The organism is Agrobacterium tumefaciens (assembly GCF_013318015.2).
In the GTDB taxonomy this organism is placed as follows: domain Bacteria; phylum Pseudomonadota; class Alphaproteobacteria; order Rhizobiales; family Rhizobiaceae; genus Agrobacterium; species Agrobacterium tumefaciens.
In genome coordinates this window covers 2128005-2148164 of the sequence record NZ_CP115841.1, presented here as the reverse complement: position 1 = coordinate 2148164, position 20160 = coordinate 2128005, and the positions used below count along the sequence as shown (strand labels likewise).

The following is a 20160-nucleotide window of genomic DNA, read 5'->3' as shown; positions in this document are numbered from 1 at the left end:
AACCAACATCTGGTCAATTTATTCATATAAGAAGTTGTCTTCGCAGGCGAATTTCGCGCAGGCGCTTCATTTTTATGACCACATGACGCGGTCGTCTTTTCCCAAAAAAATGTTTCCAGATCCGTTGAATTCGCTCGGTAAAAGCCGAGGAGTTCGCGCGTCTATTCGCCCGCAATCCAATGATAGCGAGGACAAGTGCAAATCGTATTGGTCGATGACAGCAAGTCGATTCTTGTTGCCCTGAAAGCGACGGTCCGCGGGCTTCCGGATGTCGGCACCATCGTGGGCTTCACCGATCCCACGGAGGCGTTGGAATTCTGCCGCAACAATGCGGTCGATCTGCTTGTGGTGGATTATACGATGCCGAAATATAACGGCATACAGCTCCTCAAGGCACTGAATACGTATGAGCATTTCGCGCATGTGCCTGTCATCATGATCACATCGGAAAGAGGCCGGCCTGTCCTTATCGAAGCGATAGAGAGCGGTGTCACGGAATTCATCCACAAGCCCTTTGACCCGGTGGAGCTGAAGGCGCGGGTGCGCAACCTTCTCGCCTTGCGCAAGGCGCAGCGCGATCTTGCCGGACAGGCGCGCAGCCTTGTGGATGAGGTGCGCAAGGCCACCCGGCAACTCGCGGCCCGCGAAGAAGAAATCATCTGGCGCCTGGCGCGGGCCATCGAATTCCGCGACGGCCACACCGGCGACCATATTTCCCGCGTCGCGCAAATCAGCATGCTGATGGCAAAGGATATCGGCCTCGATGACGAGCATTGCCGCATGATCTATCTCGCGGCACCCTTGCACGATGTCGGCAAGATTGGAATTTCCGACAGCGTGCTGCTGAAGCCGGGTCGCCTGACGCCTGATGAGATCACCGAAATGCGAAAACATGTCGGTATCGGCGTGCAGATTCTCGAAAACGGTTCATCCGACCTGCTGCGCATAGCCGAGGCGATTGCAGGTGGCCATCACGAAAAATGGGATGGAACGGGATATCCGCACGGCTTGTCGGGCGATGGCATTCCGCTGGAAGCCCGTATCGTCGCCATTGCGGACGTCTTTGAGGCTCTCTGCTCCGAGCGCCCTTACAAGAAGGCGTGGTCGACCCAAGAGGCCTATGCGCATGTTGTCGCGCAGAGCGGCAGCCATTTCGATCCCGCTTGCGTCGCGGCGTTCCAGCGCCAATGGACGCTGATCGAGAGGCTCATGACGGGCCACGGCGTTCTGGAGATCGAAGTGCCGAGCCTCGAAACACCGGAAGAACAACCGATCAGGGCGGATGGCGGCATGCAAGCCGCAGCCGTTCGGGAGACTCCCCATGTTTTTTGATGAAACCACGAACGACACACTGAAGATGCCGCAAGCGCTTTCCATACGGTCGATTGCGTCGGCACATGGTCTTCTTCTCGACCGTCTCAAAGACACCGACAGGCTGGTGGTCGAGGTGCCCAAGGATGCGGATGCGGATTTGAGCTTCGTGCAGCTGATGGAAGCCTCGCGCAATTTCGCGGCGCAGAACAACAAGACGATAACATTGAAAGAGCCGGCTGACGGTCAGGTTTTGCAGACATTGCGGCGGGGCGGTTTCCTGTCGCGGATGGATGAAGCCTCCCGCCAGTTCTGGTTGCATGGAAAGGACATATGATGAGCGCACATATTTTAACGGTCGACGATTCCGCCAGCATTCGCATGACGACGAAGATCGCCCTCACAGGCGCGGGCTACCAGATTACCGAGGCCGTTGATGGGCAGGACGGTCTTGCCAAGGCGAAGGCCGCGAATTTCGACCTCATCGTCACTGATCTCAACATGCCGAACATGAATGGTCTCGAGATGATTGAGGCGCTTCGGCAATCTCCGGCTCATACCGGCATTCCGATCATCTTTTTGACGACGGAATCCGATGCGGACATGAAGGCGCGCGCCAAGGCCGCCGGTGCCACCGGCTGGCTGACCAAGCCCTTCGATGCCGAACATCTGGTCAAGATCGTCAGAAAGGTCCTCGGAAAATGACGACGCTGGACCCTATTCAGGTTTTCAGAACGGAGGCTGCGGAGCTTTTCGAGCAAATCGAGGGTGGCCTTCTCGATCTGCTTCACGATTTGACCGATCAGGATCAGATCGACGCCGTTTTCCGCGGACTGCATACATTGAAGGGGTCCGGGGCAATGTTCGGGTTCGAGGCGCTTGCCGCTTTCACCCACCATTGCGAAACCGCCTTTGACCGGGTGCGCAAGGGCGAGGTTCCGGCAACCAGCGAACTGGTCGCAGCCGTTCTTGAAGCGCAGGATCATATGCAGGCGCTGGTCGACAATCCGCACGGTGTGCAGGGTGATGTTGGAGAGCAGCTGCTCGCCAAGCTTCGTGCGGCAGTCGGCACTCGTGGCGATGGCGGTGTCCTGACACATGTTCCGGCGCAGAATCTCGCCAGGAAGCAGGCAAAGGCAAAAGCCGCCACCTGGGAAATCCGGTTCCGGTTGCCCGTCAATGCCATGGCAAACGGAACCAATCCCCTTGGTCTTCTCGATGAGCTGGCCGAACTCGGCGATTGTGAAATCGTTGCCGACACCTCGACGGTGCCGTCTCTCGATGCACTCAATCCGAGCGATCTCCATCTGGGCTGGACAGTCCGGCTGACGACCGAGCAGCCGCAATCGGCAATCGACGACGTTTTCATCTTCGTGATGGATGACATGGAGATCGATATCCGCGCAATCGAAGCGGTTGTCGAAGAAGAGCTCCCCGTTTCCGAAATCCTGCCGGAAGCCAGAAAGGTCGCCGCCGATCCGAAGGGCGGCAAGGCGGCCGAAAACGTGCGGGTGCCTGCTGAAAGACTTGACGAGTTGATGGATCGGGTCGGTGAACTCGTCATTGCCCAGTCCCGACTTTCGCAGCTGGCGGGTAGCAGCGTCGATATTCTTTTGCGCTCTGTTTCGGAGGATGTCGAGCGTCTTTCCGGAGAACTTCGCGATACGATGATGGTCCTGCGAATGGTGCCGATCGCCCAGCTTTTTGGTCGGTTCCGCCGTCTGATCCATGACCTGGCGCGGGAAACGGGCAAACAGATCGAGCTGGAGACCGAGGGCGAAGGCACAGAGGTCGACAAGGCGGTGATCGAACGCCTGGCTGATCCACTTGTGCACCTTGTCCGTAACTCCTGCGACCATGGACTCGAAAAAAGCGATGAGCGTGTGGCGGCCGGCAAACCGGCGACGGGGCGGATCACCCTCATTGCCCGCCAGTCGGGCGGTGATGTGACGATCACCATCCGTGACGATGGCCGTGGCATTGATCGCCAGCGCGTCCGGGCAAAAGCTGAGGCTTCCGGCCTTTTGGCTCCGAACGCGCAGGTCAGCGATCAGGAACTGCTGCAGATGATCTTCCAGCCGGGCTTTTCGACAGCCTCTGAAGTTACCAGTCTTTCCGGCCGTGGTGTCGGCATGGATGTGGTGAAAAAGAGTGTCGAGGCCCTTCGCGGCACGATCAGCGTTACCAGCACGCCGGGCGCGGGTTCGGAAGTTTCGCTGGCGATCCCGTTGACTCTGGCCATCATCGACGGCCTGCTGGTGCGGGTCGGCAATGGTTGTTACGTCATTCCGCTGCCGGCGGTGGAGGAATGCCTGGAACTGTCGCCTGACGACGATATTCGTTCGCGGGGCCGGTCCTTCATTTCACTGCGCGAGAGCCTCGTTCCCTTCATTCGCCTGCGCGAATTGTTCAACACCGGAACCAAGCCGGATCAGTTCCAGAAGATCGTCGTCATTTCCACCGGCTCCGAGCGGGTCGGGCTTGTGGTCGACCAGATCATCGGTGACCACCAGACGGTCATCAAGGCCATGTCGAAACTGCACCATGACGTCGCGACATTCTCCGGCGCGACCATCCTCGGTGACGGCAATGTCGCCCTTATCCTCGATGTCGCACATCTGGTGATGGCGGGGCAACAACAGGAGGCGCGATTGCGGGCCGCGGGATGAACCAGTCTCTCTTGAAGCAGACGGACGAATTTTGGGGCGTGTCCGACGCCGTGGAAGTTCTGACCTTCAACATCGCGGGCGAGACCTTCGCCATCGAGGCGGTGAAGGTCCGGGAAATTCTGGATCTTCTGCCCGAAACCGCCGTTCCCGGTGCTAAAGCCTTTGTGGCGAGTGTTATCAACTTCCGGGGCAAGGTCATCCCTCTGGCCGATATCCGTCTTGCCTTTGGCATGGAAGCCACCGAGCGAACCATTGATAGCCGTATCGTCGTCATAGAACTGCCGTTTGATGGCGAGCCGGCATTGATCGGCATCAGGACCGATAAGGTCAACGAGGTGACCACGTTCAGCCGGGCAGCCAGCGAACCGCCGCCGAGCGTCGGCATGCGGTGGCGGGCGGATTACATCCATTGCCTCATCAAACGCGGCAGCGAGTTCGTCATTCTTCCAAATCTGACAGCAATTTTCACGGGGCATCGCGAGTCCGGACCGGTTTCGTCCGGCGCGCGTGGCAACGTCATCGAACTTTCCAAGGAGCATTGAGATGCGATTTACAATCAAGATGAAGCTGGCGGTTGCCTTCGGCTTTCTGATCCTGATGCTTGCCGGAACGGCCGGCTACGGCATCTACAGCCTCGGTATCGCCAAGAATGCCATGGACGATGTGGTCGATGGCACTGTCGTGCGCCTCGACAAGGTTCACCAGATGAACGCACTGGCGCTGGCAACTGTCCGGTCGCAGAAGAATATCATCCTTGCTGCTTCGCCGGAGGAAACCCAGCTTTTCAAGGCGGCAGGTAACGAAAGTCGCGACCAGTTGACGGCCATGCTGAATGATATGGCAGCCACCGCCAGCGCCGAGACGCGTGCGTTCTGGACGGATCTGCAGGCCATCACCAAGGCTTTCGAGGCCAGTGATGATCACGTCCGGGAACTGGTTGCGCAGGGCAATACGTCGCTCGCCGCGTCGTACTCGTCCGGCAAGGGCCGTGACGCTGCCAATGCCCTGACCGGGAAACTGGGCGAGGGCGTCAAGATGAACCGCGACCGTCTTGAAGAATCGAAGCAATTGGCGGCTGATGACTATGAGCAGACCCGCACCCTGCTGGTCAGTGCATCGGTCGTTGCCGTACTCATCGCCATCGCGACAGCATTCTGGATCGCGCTCGGCATCAGCAGCGGATTGCGCAAGATCATGACCGTGGCGGAGGCGGTTGCGATCGGCGATCTTGATCAGAATGTCGAGATCAAGACCAATGACGAGATCAAGGATCTCGTTGCGCGCATCAACACGATGACGGGCAATCTGCGCAATACCGCAGGCATTGCCGACAGGATTGCGGATGGCGATCTTACCGTCATGCCGAAACCCCTGTCCGACAGGGATACTCTCGGCCTTGCGCTGGAACGGATGGTTGAGCGCCTGCGCGGCATTGTCGCCGATGCGCTTTCCGCTTCCGACAATGTGTCCTCCGGCAGCCAGGAACTGTCGGCCAGCTCCGAACAGCTGAGCCAGGGCGCGACCGAGCAGGCATCGTCTGCCGAAGAGGCCTCGGCCTCGATGGAAGAGATGGCTGCCAACATCAAGCAGAATGCCGACAATGCCGCGCAAACGGAAAAGATCGCGCGTCAGTCGTCCAAGGACGCCGAAGCCAGCGGTGAAGCCGTCAACCGCGCTGTGGTCGCCATGCGCACCATCGCCGAGAAGATTTCCATCGTGCAGGAAATTGCCCGCCAGACCGATCTTCTGGCGCTGAACGCCGCCGTTGAGGCGGCGCGCGCTGGGGAACACGGCAAGGGTTTTGCTGTCGTGGCATCGGAAGTGCGCAAGCTCGCCGAACGCAGCCAGGCTGCTGCCAGCGAGATCAGCTCGCTTTCCGGCGAGACCGTGCAGGTGGCAACCGAAGCGGGCGACATGCTGAACCGTCTGGTGCCGGACATTCGCAAGACCGCCGAGCTGGTCGCCGAAATCTCCGCCGCCTGCCGTGAGCAGGATATCGGCGCCTCGCAGATCAACGAGGCAATCCAGCAGCTTGACAAGGTGACGCAGCAGAACTCCGGCGCTTCGGAAGAAATGTCGGCGACTTCAGAAGAGCTGGCAGCGCAGGCCGAAGAGTTGCAGAGCAGTATCGCCTTCTTCAAGGTGGATACCTCAAGCGTCTCGTCGCGCCCCGCACAGGCTGCACATCGGCCTGCCGCAAAGCCTGCTGCGACGCGTCCGGCGATGAAGCCGGCCCCCGTTCGCAAACCGCAGACGGGCAATACCGTCAGCGCCCAGCAAGCCCGCGTCAAAGGTTTCGCACTGGATATGTCCATGGGCGGTCCCGATGCTGACGACGCGGATTTCCGCGAAAGCGCCTGACCATGACCAGCACATCTTCAGAAGGCCAGTTCGTGACATTCAGCCTCGGTGAGGAGGTCTTTGCGGTATCCGTCGCGGTCGTCCGTGAAATCCTCGACTATGAGGACACGTTCAAGATTCCGCATAGTCCTGAATATCTGCTGGGTCTGAGAGATGTGCGCGGGCAGGGTGTGCCCATCATCGATCTGCGGCTGCGGCTCGGAATGAGCCGCAGCGTGCGGACACCCCATACCCGCGTGCTGGTGCTGGATATTCCGTTTCCATCCCGCACGCTGGCGATAGGTCTCGTGGCGGACAAGGTGTTCGAGGTGACGCCGTTCCGTCGCGACCAGATGGAAACGGCACCCGATATCGGCGTTCACTGGAACTCCGACTACATTGCAGGTGTGGTTCGCCGGGAAGGTGATTTCGTCGTCATCATCGATCTTGCAAAGCTTTTCTCGAACGAAGAAAACGCCATTGCCCGCCAGGGCGGCACACCGGTTCAGGCGGCATGAGGAGAGCCCTTTCCGTGGATGCCTCAATTGCTGCCAGCTCCGCGCATGATGGCCTGAGTCAGCGGGATTTCCGGCTGCTCGCCGAATACATCTACAATTACAGCGGCATAAAGATGCCGGACAGCAAGCGCACCATGCTGGAAGGGCGTCTTCGCAAGCGCCTTCGCGCCACGGGGCATGCCACCTTCGCTCAATATTGCAATTTCCTCTTCCGCGAAGACGGGCTGGAAGAGGAAGCGATCTACCTGATTGACGTGGTGACGACCAACAAGACGGATTTTTTCCGTGAACCGAACCATTTCGACTACATGGAGAAATTCGCTTTGCCTGCACTTGCGGGTGAAGGCCATGGGCGTATCCGCGCCTGGAGTTCCGCCTGTTCGACGGGTGCGGAACCCTATACCATGGCGATGGTGCTGGCCGAAGCGGCCGAGAAACAGGTCATCAACAATTTCAGCATCCTTGCGACCGACCTTTCCACTGATGTGCTCAGGAAAGCCCATAGCGGTATCTATGCCCGTGAACTGCTCGAACCGGTTCCGGCCGACATGATGCGCAAATATGTCATGCGGTCGGTCGATGCCGGACGACGGGAGGTTCGGATCGTGCCGCGGCTGCGTTCCAAGATCGGTTTTGCCCGCCTCAACCTCATGGACCCGACCTACCAGATCGGCGATGCGGTGCACCTTCTCTTCTGCCGTAACGTTCTCATCTACTTTGATAAAAAAACGCAGGTGCACGTCCTGACTCAATTGTGCAAGCGCCTGGTGCCGGGCGGTTACCTTTTCATCGGTCATTCCGAAACGATAACCGGTATCGACCTGCCCCTGCGGCAGGTCGCCAATACCGTTTTCAAGAAGCAATAGCGGCAGAGAGCCATGTCGAAAAAAATCCGCGTTCTTATCGTCGACGATTCCGCCAGCGTCCGGCAGACCCTGACGGAGGTTCTCGAAAGCGATCCCGGCATTGAGGTGATCGGGGCCGCTGCCGATCCGTTTGTTGCGGCCAAGCGCATTCAGGAAGAAATTCCCGATGTCATCACGCTTGATGTGGAAATGCCGCGCATGGACGGCATCACCTTCCTGCGCAAGATCATGTCGCAGAAACCGATCCCTGTAGTCATGTGCTCGTCGCTGACCGAGGCCGGATCGGAAACCCTGCTTCAGGCACTGGAGGCGGGGGCGGTCGACATCATCCTGAAGCCGAGGATAGGCGCTGCGGATCATCTGGCGGAGCAGGCCACGCGCATCTGCGAGGTCGTCAAAAGTGCGGCGCACGCCCGCGTCGGCAATGCGCGGGCGGTGCTGCGTTCGGCTGCCGCAAGCGGTCCGCAGGCCAAGCTGACCGCCGATGCCGTGCTGCCGCCGCCTTCGGGCAAGGCCATGGCACGCACTACTGAAATGGTGGTCTGTGTCGGTGCATCCACCGGCGGCACAGAAGCGTTGCGCGCAATGCTGATGAAGCTGCCAGCCAATTCACCCGGCATCGTGATCGTTCAGCATATGCCGGAAAAATTTACCGCCGCATTTGCAAAACGCCTGAACAGTCTCTGCGATGTCGAGATCAAGGAGGCCGAGGACGGCGATCCGGTGCTGCGCGGCCATGTGCTGATTGCGCCGGGCGACAGACATATGCTGCTGGAGCGGCAGGGTGCACGTTATCGCGTTTCGGTCCGCACCGGGCCACTGGTTTCGCGACACCGGCCTTCAGTGGACGTTCTGTTTCGTTCTTCCGCGCGTGCCGCCGGTGCCAACGCTATGGGCATCATCATGACAGGCATGGGTGATGATGGCGCACGCGGCATGCTGGAAATGCATCAGGCCGGCGCCTTCACGGTGGCGCAGGACGAAGCATCCTCTGTTGTCTTCGGCATGCCGAAGGAAGCGATCGCCCATGGCGGTGTCGACAAGGTTCTGCCACTCGACAGGATCGCGCTGGAAATTCAGGCCGAAGACCGCCGCCGCTGATGGCGCGACCCTTTTTTACCCGGCATTAACCAAACTCGCCAATGATGGCGGTAACACCATGCGACAGGTGCGTTCCGCGAGGCATGACCGTCTCCGCCCAGTTTTCCGGATCATGCCATGCCAGTTATCACCTTCGCGAATACCAAGGGCGGCGCCGGGAAAACCACGGCGGTTCTTCTCCTGGCGTCCGAACTGGCGCGGCGCGGATCACGGGTTTGCGTCATCGATACCGATCCACAGCGCTGGATTTCCCGCTGGCGTGAAAAGGCCGATGCGCGTGTCGATTTTTCAGTCATCACCTATGTGACGGCGGCTACGTTACAGCAGCATGTCATCGACAGCCGCCGTGCATTCGATCATGTGATCATCGACCTGCCCGGTGCGCAATCGCCCCTGCTCGCGACTGCGATCGGTCTCTCCAACCATGTGCTGATACCCGTTCAGGGCAGCACCATGGATGCGCAGGGCGGGGCGCAGGTGCTGGAGCTGCTGCGTTATCTCGATGAAAAGGCGAATATCCGGATCGACCATTCCGTCGTGCTGACCCGCGTCAATCCGCTGGTCACGACCCGCGCGCTTCTGGCCGCACGGGAACTGCTGGCGCAAAGGAATGTACGTGTTCTCGATACGCCCATTTTCGAACGTTCTGCGTTTCGCGATATGTTCGAATTCGATGGATGCCTGCATATGATGAAAGCCAGCCATGTCAGCAATCTCGACAAAGCTCTGCAGAATGCCGAAGCTTTTGCCGCCGAGGTTCTCCGTCTCCTTGAGGCCTCCAGCAAGAAAAGCCCTGGCAAACTGATGCAGGCGGCCTGACGCCGGGAACCCGGCGCAGTAAAAGCGCCCCATCGATCCTGTTTAGATCGGGTACGCTCTAGAAAAGCGCGTCGGCAAACAGATCGTCGTCATCTTCGACGGCGGCGGGTGCTTTCTGCCCGGGCGCAAAATCGACCGGCAAGTAGCGAAGATGCACGTCGCGCTCCTGCGCCATCGTGTAGATCTTGTAGATGCGTGTCGAAAACGGCTGGATTTTCTCTGCGAAGCCGGAAATGTCTCCGGCGCCGCCGGCGGCCAGCCCGCTTGCCACGTGATGGCATTCTTTCAGGACATCGCCGAGTTCGCTTTCGAAATCGAGCTTGATCACGGCTGCACTGATGCGGCTGAAAACGGCCTGACCTTCCGTGGCGAGATTCTGAAGACCGGTTTCCATCTGACCCTTGGCGTGGCTTATGGCTTCCAGTGCTTCGTTCAATGGTTCCCGCAGGTCACCGGCGCTCCGGTTCTCAGCCGTCTTCAGATTTGTAATGACGCTTTCGATCCGGTGGAGATCGGCAACGATCGAATCCGCCGGGCTTTCCAGCTTGTCGGCAAAGACCCGCAGCTCGCCGCTGACGACATTGACCGACCGGCCTTCGTCGCCCAGTTTCGAGCAGCGCAGGTTTGAGTTCAGCGCCATATAATGGATTTCAGTCTTGATCGAGCGCAGCACTTCAATGCCGTGCAACAGGTCCTGTGCGGTACCGGTAACGGAAGCGACGACCGCATTGGCATCCGCCATGCCTTCCTGAACGCGCCCGGCCAGATCGCACGCCTTTGCTATGTCCTTCTCAAGCAGCTGCAACGCGCTGCCGCCATCATTGGCAGCATCTTCCACCAAGGTGTCGCGCAGTGAAAGAATGGTTGCGGCATCGTCGGCGAAACTTGAGATGCCTGCAAAAATCTTGCGGCAATCCTGCTGGAAGGTGGTTGCCATCTCGTCGATCTGGGCGCTGACCATCTCGAAAACGGTGTCGTAAAGAGCGTCCATTTCGGCGGAATTTAACGCCTGCGCCTCTTCGGAATTCAGATAATCGCTGAACAGGGCGAGTGTCGTCTGCACATGTTCGACACGTTGGCGGGTGATGTCGCCGATCTGGAGGGAGGACAGCGTTGCCGCTATCTTGCCCTGCACGCCCTGCGCGACGGATTTCACCTTGGCAGCCATGGCCGTCATGGCGCGATGCTGTTCGCCGATGCGACCGGAATTTGTCTTCAAACCTCCGACGATGCCGGGGATCGTTGCTTCGAAATCGGCGCCGATGGCGGAGGAGACGTCGCGCGCTCTGGCAAGCTGCTTGTCCATGAGATCGAGATATTGCGCGAATTTGCCGACTTCAGTACCGCCGAAATGGATGCGTTCGCGGATTTCCTCGGCAAAGGAGGAAAATTCGGCGATGCCTGCGCCGGTGATCTTTACCGTGACCGCAAAGGTTTTCAGGTAACGGATCGTCTCGCGGATATCATCGACATGGCCGTTTGCAGACTTGCAAAGGGAACTCATTTCAACGAAGGCGGCCTGTCGCAACTGTTCGGTTTCCGGCAGGCGGACCATGTCCTCAATGGTCTTTTGCATGTTGGCCATTGCCGCATCCGCGGTATCGCCGTCCATCGAACCCGTCATGCGGTCCAATATGGTGATGAGCTGGTTCAGGATGTCCATGACTGAAACGAGCACGGAGCCGCCTTCGAGAAAGGTCTTCTCGATACGAGACTGTGCGGTTGCAAGGCGCGCGGTCAGGTACGCTTGCGGATCACTGGCTTCAGCTTTTGGTTGATTTTTCACGACGGTACTGTTTCCCATACTCGGATGGCGTGATCCTAGAGAGCAGGAAGAAACGGACAGTGAATATTCTGAGTTGATCGGGAGTTAACAACTCAATTGGTTGACGAATTCCTCTCCCCCTGGAAGGCCTTCTCGGGGCTTATCGAATCTGGACGTGGTCCGCGCCTACCGGAAAAGTCAGTTGTACCCTTGCGCCATCGCCCGGCATTGAGCTGATATGCGCCTCGCCGCCGCTCTGCCGGACGAAGCCGTAGACCATTGCAAGGCCGAGGCCTGCCCCGCCGTGTTCCTGCCGGGTGGTGAAATAGGGCTCGAAGGCCTTGTCCACCGCCTCGGGCGTCATGCCCACCCCCTCGTCGGTGACCGCGATCAACAGTGTATCCTTCTCGGAAGCGGCGCTGATCGAGATCAGGCCACCATCGGGCATGGCCGCTGCCGCATTCAGGCAAAGGTTGAGGATGGACTGCTCGAGGAGGGCAGGGTCTAGCGCAACCGAGGGAAGATCCTCGTCAATCTCCAGCGCAATCCGGCATTTCGGGCCGACTGCAATCTCAAGGATATCGGCCATGCCGCGCAGCAGGTTTGCGACGTTGATGCAGCTCGGATGAATGGGCTGCTGGCTGCCGATGGTCAGCATGCTGCTGGCCAGAGAACGGCCGCGATCCGCCGCCTTGCGGATACGGGCGATATGGCGTTTCTGGCGATCGTTGAAACCAGTTTCGCGCTCCAGCAGGCCGAGGCTGCCGGTGATGATGCCGATCATGTTGCCCACTTCATGACTGACCTGATGGGTCATGCGCATGATGCCATCAAGCCTCTGGGCTTTTGCGGCCTCCGCCTCCTGACGATCGAGAGAAGTTACATCCCGCGCCAGCAGCACGATACCGCCATCCGGCTGGCGTGACATCGATACTTCGATCACTCGTTGATCTCCAGTGCGATGGCGCACGACTGCCCGGTCCATCAACTCGCCTCGGCCGCTCTCGAAAGGGAACAGTGCGGGATCGATCTCCGGTATCGGTTCGACAAAACGGCGAAGCGGCAGCTTACGCGACGAGCCGGAACGACCGACAAGTTCTATGATCCGGCGGTTCATGGTGATTGGCCGACCGGTCGGATCGAACAGCGCTATTCCCTCATTCATGTTGCGGAAGGTCGAGCGGATGGTTCGGGCCGCCGCTTCCGCCGTGCGCCGCAGGCGGGAGACACGATCGACGCTGTCATGGAAAGCCCGGAAAGCATCGAGCAGGCGGATCAGTTCCGTCTCCGATCCGGTGTAGGATGGCGGGCCGACATCCTTTTCACCCTTGGCGAGCGCGTTCATGCCGTTGGAAAGCGTCGCGATCCCGCGTGAGACACGCATCACTGATCGAATCGAGAATGTTGCCATGACCAGAACCAGAAGCGAAGCGACTGCGACGATGACCAATAGCCGGCTCAGAGCGTCCGAGGTCGAGATCAGGTCCTCGTTGAGGCTGCGGGCAACCGCATCGCTCTGGGTTTCGGTGACATGAGACAGATCGCGCGACACAATGTGAAGCCGCGATACCGAGGCGCGGATCGCAAACATTTCCAAGAGGTAACGGCTCTGCGCTTCAAAGACCCGCTCATAGGGTTGCAGCTCGGCCACGGGGAGCCGCTCTCCGGGATAACCTTCCTGGCGCGCGGTGGTTTCGGCAACATAGCGGCGGCGCAGTTCACCAAGCTGGAAGAGGCTGTCGGATGCGGATGCGGCCTGCACGATGCCGTTCATCCGCCGGCGCAGTTCGGGATCGGTGATGCCGCGACCCGTGGCAATTTCGCCAAGCGCGGCTGCCGCTTCCGCCTTGTGGCCCTGCGCCGCATCGGCATCCTTTGCCAGATCCAGCGTCTGTGTTCTGATCAATTCAAGGAGTTCGACGATGCGCTCGTTGGCAAAGCCGCGGGCGACCCGATCACCGTTGCCTGGCCCTGTCATCTCCAGCAGGATATCGACCTGCTGGACCACGGACCGGCTTTCGCTGGAGACGCGATAGGGCGAGGCGGCATTCATCAGGAAAGGTGCGCTCGAGACGAGGTCGGAGACCTGCCGCGAAACCAGCGATGCCTTGGCAAGGCTGGAAAAGGCCTGCAGGCCGTAGGCGGCCATTTCATCGCGGGCGCGTTGCAGGCCGTAGATGGCGATGGCGGATAGGCTGAAGACGAGGATGCAGATGAAGACGATCGCAAAGGGCAGGCGAAAGGCGATCGAGGAAAGGAAGGAGCGGCTGATCACGGAGAAAGCTCGCCCTCGTCGGTGTGGAGCACATAACCCCTGCCGCGCCGCGTCTTGATGTGACGCGGCAGATCGGGGTTTCGCTCGATCTTGCGCCTCAGCCGCAGCACCAGCACATCGACGTTTCTATCGATATAGCGGTCGCTTTCCGAGCCCAGTCTGTCGAGGATCTGGGAGCGGCTGACGGGCTGGTTGGGCGTTTCGGCCAGAATTTCCAGAAGTGCGAATTCGGCACTTGTCAGCGTTCGGCTGCGATCGGTCAGGCAGACCGCCTGTCGGGCATTGAGATCAATCGCCCAGTCGCTGAGGAGCAATGCTGCCCGGCCGTGGTCGCGCTCGCTGTCCTTTTCCTGCTTCAAGGAGGGGATCGTCCGGCGCAGAACGGCCTTGATCCGTGCCGTGAGTTCGATCGGTTCGAAGGGTTTGACGACATAATCGTCGGCCGCTGTTTCCAGGCCGAGAACCCGGTCGGCGGCGCTGCCGGCAGCCGTTACCATGACGATGCCGATATCAACCTTGCTGCGTAGTCTCTGGGCAAAGGTGCGGCCGGAGGTGCCGGGCAAGTTGTGGTCTACGAGCACCAGCTGCATCACGTCCTTCGCCAATATCTCGTCCGCTTCCTCGGCGGAGCGCGCGCAGGTGGGCAGCCAGCCCTCGGCCTCGACGAGGTCCGAGATAAGCTCTGCCATATCCGGATCGTCCTCGACGATCAGAATGCGAACCTTCTGATTAAGCACTGCGTATTCCTCCCGCCATCATCATAGGCGCGGCGGACGCGATCTTCAAAGCCTAGCTGGTTATCCGCCCTGTCATATTTGTAATATCTGTAATCTTGTTCGGAAAGATTGGTAACCATTCTTCGATTGCGGTGCGGTCAGGATGTGACATGCTAATGGCGGAGATTGGAACGGGGAGGTTCCAAGCAGGGAGGCTCAGTTGAGAGCATTGACCGCACTTGCGGCGAGCATGGCCTTATGGCTGTGCGGCGCAGGGCATGGCATGGCCGCGACGAAGTTGAACGTCCTGTGCGGCGTCGACGAGGCTTGGTGCGTGACCATGCAGCGGGCTTTCGAAGCGCGGATGGGGGTCGAGATTTCGATGGTTCGCAAGAGCACCGGCGAAATCCTCGATCAGATTCGTGCCGAACGCGCCCATCCGACTGTCGACGTCTGGTGGGGCGGTACCGGCGACACTCATTTGCAGGCGGGTTCGGAAGGCCTTCTGGAAGAGTATCAGCCCGCCCATCAGCAGGATCTGCTGCCATGGGCGCAGAATTTCAATGCGATGTCGGGATCGAAATCGGCCGGAATCTATGCTGGTGCGCTCGGTTTTGCCTATAATTCGGAACTGCTTGCCAAGAACAATCTGCCGGCCCCGACATGCTGGAAGGATCTGGCGAAGGAGATTTATCGCGGCCATATCCAGACCGGCAACCCGAACTATTCGGGCACGGCCTTCACCATGCTTGCCACGCTTGTCCAGCTCTTTGGCGAGGAGGAGGCTTTCAGTTTCATGGGCAAGCTTAACCAGAATGTGGTGAGTTACACCAAGGTCGGCTCGGCGCCCGTAAAGGCGGCGGCGCGGGGGGAGGTTCTAATCGGGATTTCCTTCATGCATGACGCCGTGACACAGAAGATCGAAGGCTTTCCGCTGGTGATCGTCGCCCCTTGCGAGGGAACCGGTTACGAGATCGGGGCGGTCAGCATCGTCAAGGGCAACCACAACGATGCGCTGGCGCAGGCCTTCGTTGAATTCGCGCTGACCCCGGAAGGACAGGCGACCGGTGCAAAGGCGGGGCAGAACCAGGTGCCATCCAACCCCCGGGCGACATTGCCGCTGACGGCGCCCGATATATCGATGATCAAGATGGTGGATTACGACTTCGCCACCTTTGGCCAACCCGAAGAGCGAAGTCGATTGTTAAGCCGCTTCGACAACGAAATTCACCCGAGCCAGTAGGGGTCAGCAATCGAAGACCGAAAATACAGACAGCGTGGCAGCACAAGATGCCACGAACGGCAGCGCCATGTTTGTGGACTGCCGAACCATTCAGACGCAAGCTACAGGAGGATAACCATGCGACTGACGATACTTTCCACATTGCTTTTTGCCGGTACGGCACTCGGCACCACATCGGTGCAGGCGGCAGGCGAGCTTAACCTGATATGCTCGGCCGATGTCGTCATCTGCGAACAGATGAAGGGCGATTTCGAAAAGTCGTATGACATCAAGGTCAATATGGTTCGCCTGTCTTCCGGCGAAACTTATGCCAAGGTGCGTGCGGAAGCCCGCAACCCGAAGACCGATATCTGGTGGGCCGGCACCGGCGATCCGCACATGCAGGCGGCCTCCGAAAACCTGACGCTCGAATACAAGTCGCCGATGCTGGATCAGCTGCAGGACTGGGCCGTCAAACAGGCGGAAAGCACCGGTTACAGAACCGTCGGCGTTTATGCCGGCGCGCTGGGCTGGGGTTACAACACCGAAATCTTCAAATCCAAGGGTTACAAGGAGCCGAAGTGCTGGGCCGATCTGCTGGCACCGGAACTGAAGGGCGAAATCCAGATCGCCAATCCCAACTCTTCGGGCACAGCCTATACGGCGCTTGCCTCGCTCGTGCAGATCATGGGCGAAGACCAGGCGATCGATTATCTGAAGAAGCTCAACGCCAACATCTCGCAATATACCAAGTCCGGCTCCGCGCCGGTGAAGGCGGCAGCGCGTGGCGAGACGGCACTCGGCATCGTCTTCATGCATGATGCCGTGGCGCAGACAGCGGAAGGTTTCCCCGTCAAGTCCATCGCGCCCTGCGAAGGTACCGGCTACGAAATTGGCTCCATGTCGATCATCAAGGGTGCCCGCAACCTCGAAAATGCCAAGACCTGGTATGACTGGGCGCTGAAGCCAGAGGTCCAGTCACGCATGAAGGACGCCAAGTCCTTCCAGCTTCCATCCAACAAAACCGCGGAAGTGCCGAAGGAAGCGCCGAAGTTCGAGGACATCAAGCTCATCGACTACGACTTCAAGACCTATGGCGACCCGGCCAAGCGCAAGGCGCTGCTGGAACGCTGGGACCGCGAGGTCGGTGCAGTCGCAAACTGATCTGAACTCCGGCGATCGGCATCCCGGCTTTTGAAAGCCGGGATGTCCGCCGTTCTTTCATCGGCATGAAATAAGCGAGGTCGGCCATGACACGTGGCAATCGCAGGCTGAACATTGTCCTGGCGCTCGGGGCTTTTGCCCTGGTTTTTCTTCCCTGGTATCGCATTGAAGGCGGCTTCTTCAGCTTCCGCTGGCTGTCTGAGTTTCTTTCTTCCCCCAGCAATGCGCCCGGTGTGCTGCAAATATTGGTTTATGGAAAACCCTGGCTTGCCGGTGCTGGCCTGTTTTTCCTTGCCGGATGCCTTGTCCGCCCGATTGGCGATCCGATGTTGCGGGGCAAGCTGCTTGCGTGGATTGGTGCTGCCGGTCTCGTGGTTCTGATTTTGCAGGGATTGGCGATCGGCTTTACCGGCTGGACATGGAGCGTCAGTGAAAACCTGTTCGGCGTGCTTTCCGATGGCCAGCCCGCCATGGGCGCCGGCGCCGTCGTCATGTCGCTGGTCTTTGTGCTTTTCTTTGCCTTCGGGCTTGCCGAACGCGGCGTGATGAAGGGCGATGCCTTTGTCGTCGGCTCGATTTCCATTCTGGCCTTCCTCGTTACCGTTTTCGTGTTCTATCCGATCGGCAGCATGCTGATCGCATCCGTTCAGGATTTCGATGGCTCCTTTAATGCCGATGGCTTCATCCGCAATATTCAGGATCCCGGCATCTGGAGCCTTGGCTGTGTCACGGGTGAAGAGCGCTGCGGCGTTGCCTGGCGAACGCTCTTCCTCGCCTTGATGACCGCCTTCGGCTCCACAGTCCTTGGGTTGGGTTTCGCGCTGGTCGCCACCCGCACCCGTTTTCCGTTCAAGAAGGGCCTGCGCCTTCTGACGGTTCTACCGATCATAACGCCGCCTTTCGTCATCGGTCTTGCCCTGACGCTGCTCTTCGGCCGCGCCGGTGTCGTCACTGAATGGCTTTCCTATCTCTTCGGCATCGAACCCGGCCGCTGGCTTTACGGCATGACCGGCATATGGATCGCGCAGGTTCTCTCCTTCACGCCGATATCCTTCCTGGTGCTGATCGGTGTCGTCGAAGGTGTCAGCCCGTCGATGGAGGAGGCGTCGCAAACGCTTCGCGCCGACCGCTGGCGCACCTTCTGGCGCGTGTCGCTGCCGTTGATGAAGCCGGGTCTCGCCAATGCGTTTCTCATCGGCTTCATCGAAAGCATGGCGGATTTCGGCAATCCGCTGGTGCTTGGTGGCACGCATGGGGTGCTGTCGACGGAAATCTTCTTTGCCGTTGTCGGTTCGCAGAACGACCCTTCACGCGCCGCTGTTCTCGCCATTATCCTCCTGTGCTTCACGCTTTCGGCCTTCCTCGCCCAGCGTTTCTGGCTGGCCGGCAAGAACTTCGCCACGGTTACCGGCAAGGGCGACAGCGGCGCGCATATCGCGCTGCCACGCGGCCTGTCCATTGGTGTCCACGCTGTCGTCGTGCCGTGGATGGTCTTCACCATCGTCGTGTACGGCATGATCCTCGTCGGCGGTTTCGTGAAGACCTGGGGTCTGGACAATTCGCTGACGCTCGACCACTACATCCGCGCGTTCTCCGTCAGCTTCTCCAACGGCTCGATCGCCTGGACCGGTGTTGCCTGGAACTCGTTCTGGACCACCATGGAGATCGCGCTGGTGTCGGCGCCGCTGACCGCTGCCGTCGGTCTGCTGACGGCCTATATCATCGTGCGGCAGAAGTTTGCCGGTCGGAACATCTTCGAATTTGCCCTGATGATGAGCTTTGCCATTCCCGGAACGGTCATCGGCGTCAGCTACATCATGGCCTTCAACCTGCCGCCGGTGGAAATGACGGGATCGGCGCTGATCCTGATCGCCTGCTTCGTCTTCCGCAACATGCCGGTCGGCGTGCGCGGCGGCATTGCGGCAATGAGCCAACTCGACAAAAGCCTCGATGAGGCCTCGCTGACGCTGCGCGCCGACAGTTTCCGCACGATCAGGAAAGTGATCCTGCCACTGCTGCGCCCGGCGATCACGGCGGCTCTGGTCTACTCCTTCGTCCGAGCGATTACCTCGATCAGCGCCGTCATCTTCCTCGTCAGCGCCCAGTACAACATGGCGACCTCCTATATCGTCGGTCTCGTCGAAAACGGTGAATACGGTGTCGCCATTGCCTATTCCTCCATGCTGATCGTGGTGATGATCACTGTTATCACCGGCTTCCAGCTCATTGTAGGCGAGCGTCGCCTGCGCCGCGAAAACCGCGTCGCGGGACTGCCGTCCGCATCCTCCGTTCCTCTCGCTCAGGAGAAAACCGCATGATTTCCGTAAAGCCCGGCTCCGTCACCTTTCAGAATGTCCGCAAGACATTTGGCGCCTTCACCGCCATCCCCGACCTTTCGCTCACCATCGAACCCGGCACGCTGGTGACACTTCTCGGTCCCTCCGGTTGCGGCAAGACGACGACGCTGCGCATGCTGGCGGGGCTCGAACATCCGACGGCCGGTCGCATTCTGATCGGCGACAAGGATGTGACCATGCTGCCGGCCAATGAGCGCGATGTCTCGATGGTTTTCCAGTCCTATGCCCTGTTCCCCCACATGACGGCGCTCGACAATGTCGCTTATGGCCTGCAATCCTCCGGACTGCGCAAGGCGGAAGCACGGGAGAAGGCCGAGGAAGGTCTGAAGCTCGTGGGGCTGGCCGGCATGGGACATCGTCTGCCTGCCGAGCTTTCCGGTGGTCAGCAGCAGCGCGTGGCGGTTGCCCGTGCTCTGGTGCTGGAGCCGCAGGTGCTGCTGCTCGATGAACCCCTTTCCAACCTCGATGCGCGTCTTCGCCGCCGGGTTCGTACCGAAATCCGGGAATTGCAGCAGCGGCTTGGTTTTACCGCCGTTTATGTGACGCATGATCAGGACGAGGCGCTGGCCGTTTCCGACCGGATCATCGTGATGAAGGAAGGCGAGATCGCCCAGTCAGGCGCGCCGCGGGAACTCTACGAGGCGCCGGCTTCTTCCTTCATCGCCGACTTCATGGGCGAGGCGAATGTCGTCGGCTGCGAGGTGGTCAGCCTTGAGGGCGCCGATGCGTTGATCCGCGTTGGGGGGATCGATCATCGTGTTGCGGCACGCAACGCTAAACCCGGCCCGGCAAAGCTTGCGGTTCGTCCGGGTTCGATTTCCATCGCCCAATCGGGCGGGCAGGGACTTGCCGGGCGGGTGCTGCACAGTGCCTATCTCGGCGGTCACGTCGAATATGAAGTCGAGACCGATATCGGCACGCTCTTCATCATCGACCATGCCGTCGAGACCAGCCTGCCGCCCGAAAGCGATGTAACACTCGGGTTCAAGAACCGTGGCATTGCCTTGATCCAGGCCTGAGTTTCAAAGCGTATCGCG

General features: G+C 59.6%; 17 protein-coding genes. 14 read left to right on the top strand and 3 right to left on the bottom strand.

All coding sequences use genetic code 11. The features are described 5' to 3' along the window. The first annotated feature begins 195 nt into the window (after nt 1-195). The 10 genes from G6L97_RS10635 (at nt 196) to G6L97_RS10590 (ending at nt 9624) form a co-directional block, all read left to right on the top strand. On the top strand, nt 196-1332 hold the full coding sequence (locus G6L97_RS10635) for an HD domain-containing phosphohydrolase (RefSeq protein ID WP_245482033.1): 1137 nt from the start codon (nt 196-198) through the stop codon (nt 1330-1332). After that, the gene (locus G6L97_RS10630) at nt 1322-1648 is read left to right on the top strand and encodes a hypothetical protein (protein WP_081308774.1); all 327 of its coding nucleotides are present in this window, start codon (nt 1322-1324) and stop codon (nt 1646-1648) included. The genes G6L97_RS10635 and G6L97_RS10630 overlap by 11 nt, the downstream gene beginning before the upstream one ends. Further along, the gene (locus G6L97_RS10625; RefSeq protein WP_013636814.1) at nt 1648-2016 is read left to right on the top strand and encodes a response regulator; all 369 of its coding nucleotides are present in this window, start codon (nt 1648-1650) and stop codon (nt 2014-2016) included. The genes G6L97_RS10630 and G6L97_RS10625 overlap by 1 nt, the downstream gene beginning before the upstream one ends. Next, nucleotides 2013-3980: a chemotaxis protein CheA gene (locus tag G6L97_RS10620; RefSeq protein WP_003514186.1), complete on the top strand. Its 1968-nt coding sequence runs from the start codon at nt 2013-2015 to the stop codon at nt 3978-3980. The genes G6L97_RS10625 and G6L97_RS10620 overlap by 4 nt, the downstream gene beginning before the upstream one ends. Continuing rightward, nucleotides 3977-4522 (top strand): chemotaxis protein CheW, encoded by a 546-nt coding sequence (locus tag G6L97_RS10615; protein ID WP_111783443.1) that lies wholly within the window; start codon nt 3977-3979, stop codon nt 4520-4522. The genes G6L97_RS10620 and G6L97_RS10615 overlap by 4 nt, the downstream gene beginning before the upstream one ends. 1 nt (nt 4523) lies before the next feature. Beyond that, a complete protein-coding gene (locus G6L97_RS10610; RefSeq protein WP_013636812.1) occupies nt 4524-6341 on the top strand; it encodes a methyl-accepting chemotaxis protein in 1818 nt (605 codons plus the stop codon). A 2-nt stretch (nt 6342-6343) separates the two neighbouring features. Then, nucleotides 6344-6838: a chemotaxis protein CheW gene (locus G6L97_RS10605; RefSeq protein ID WP_003514179.1), complete on the top strand. Its 495-nt coding sequence runs from the start codon at nt 6344-6346 to the stop codon at nt 6836-6838. Beyond that, nucleotides 6835-7704 carry a CheR family methyltransferase gene (locus G6L97_RS10600; protein ID WP_065658622.1) on the top strand — a complete coding sequence of 290 codons (870 nt, stop codon included), beginning with the start codon at nt 6835-6837 and terminating at the stop codon, nt 7702-7704. Before G6L97_RS10605 ends, G6L97_RS10600 begins: the two co-directional genes overlap by 4 nt. Before the next feature lie 12 nt (nt 7705-7716). Then, the gene (locus G6L97_RS10595; protein WP_003514176.1) at nt 7717-8805 is read left to right on the top strand and encodes a protein-glutamate methylesterase/protein-glutamine glutaminase; all 1089 of its coding nucleotides are present in this window, start codon (nt 7717-7719) and stop codon (nt 8803-8805) included. A gap of 117 nt (nt 8806-8922) precedes the next feature. Then, on the top strand, nt 8923-9624 hold the full coding sequence (locus tag G6L97_RS10590; protein ID WP_111783444.1) for a ParA family protein: 702 nt from the start codon (nt 8923-8925) through the stop codon (nt 9622-9624). A gap of 58 nt (nt 9625-9682) precedes the next feature. Here the strand turns inward: G6L97_RS10590 and G6L97_RS10585 are convergent, their stop codons facing one another. From G6L97_RS10585 to G6L97_RS10575, 3 genes are all read right to left on the bottom strand, one after another. Next, nucleotides 9683-11410 carry a chemotaxis protein gene (locus G6L97_RS10585; protein ID WP_111783445.1) on the bottom strand — a complete coding sequence of 576 codons (1728 nt, stop codon included), beginning with the start codon at nt 11408-11410 and terminating at the stop codon, nt 9683-9685. Nucleotides 11411-11549: 139 nt separating this feature from the next. Beyond that, nucleotides 11550-13664, bottom strand: coding sequence for a sensor histidine kinase (locus tag G6L97_RS10580; RefSeq protein WP_111783446.1), 2115 nt, complete (start codon nt 13662-13664; stop codon nt 11550-11552). Beyond that, a complete protein-coding gene (locus tag G6L97_RS10575) occupies nt 13661-14401 on the bottom strand; it encodes a response regulator transcription factor (protein ID WP_003514167.1) in 741 nt (246 codons plus the stop codon). Before G6L97_RS10575 ends, G6L97_RS10580 begins: the two co-directional genes overlap by 4 nt. Before the next feature lie 229 nt (nt 14402-14630). Here G6L97_RS10575 and G6L97_RS10570 point away from each other — a divergent pair, with 229 nt between their 5' ends. The 4 genes from G6L97_RS10570 to G6L97_RS10555 all read left to right on the top strand — a co-directional run bounded on the left by G6L97_RS10570 (nt 14631) and on the right by G6L97_RS10555 (nt 20142). Continuing rightward, nucleotides 14631-15623, top strand: coding sequence for an ABC transporter substrate-binding protein (locus G6L97_RS10570; protein WP_164876668.1), 993 nt, complete (start codon nt 14631-14633; stop codon nt 15621-15623). A 117-nt stretch (nt 15624-15740) separates the two neighbouring features. After that, nucleotides 15741-16766, top strand: coding sequence for an ABC transporter substrate-binding protein (locus G6L97_RS10565; protein ID WP_111783448.1), 1026 nt, complete (start codon nt 15741-15743; stop codon nt 16764-16766). 86 nt (nt 16767-16852) lie between these two features. Then, entirely contained in the window at nt 16853-19084 is a 2232-nt protein-coding gene (locus G6L97_RS10560) for an ABC transporter permease (protein WP_019565040.1), read from the top strand. Continuing rightward, a complete protein-coding gene (locus tag G6L97_RS10555; RefSeq protein ID WP_003514159.1) occupies nt 19081-20142 on the top strand; it encodes an ABC transporter ATP-binding protein in 1062 nt (353 codons plus the stop codon). Before G6L97_RS10560 ends, G6L97_RS10555 begins: the two co-directional genes overlap by 4 nt. The last annotated feature ends 18 nt before the right edge of the window (nt 20143-20160 follow it).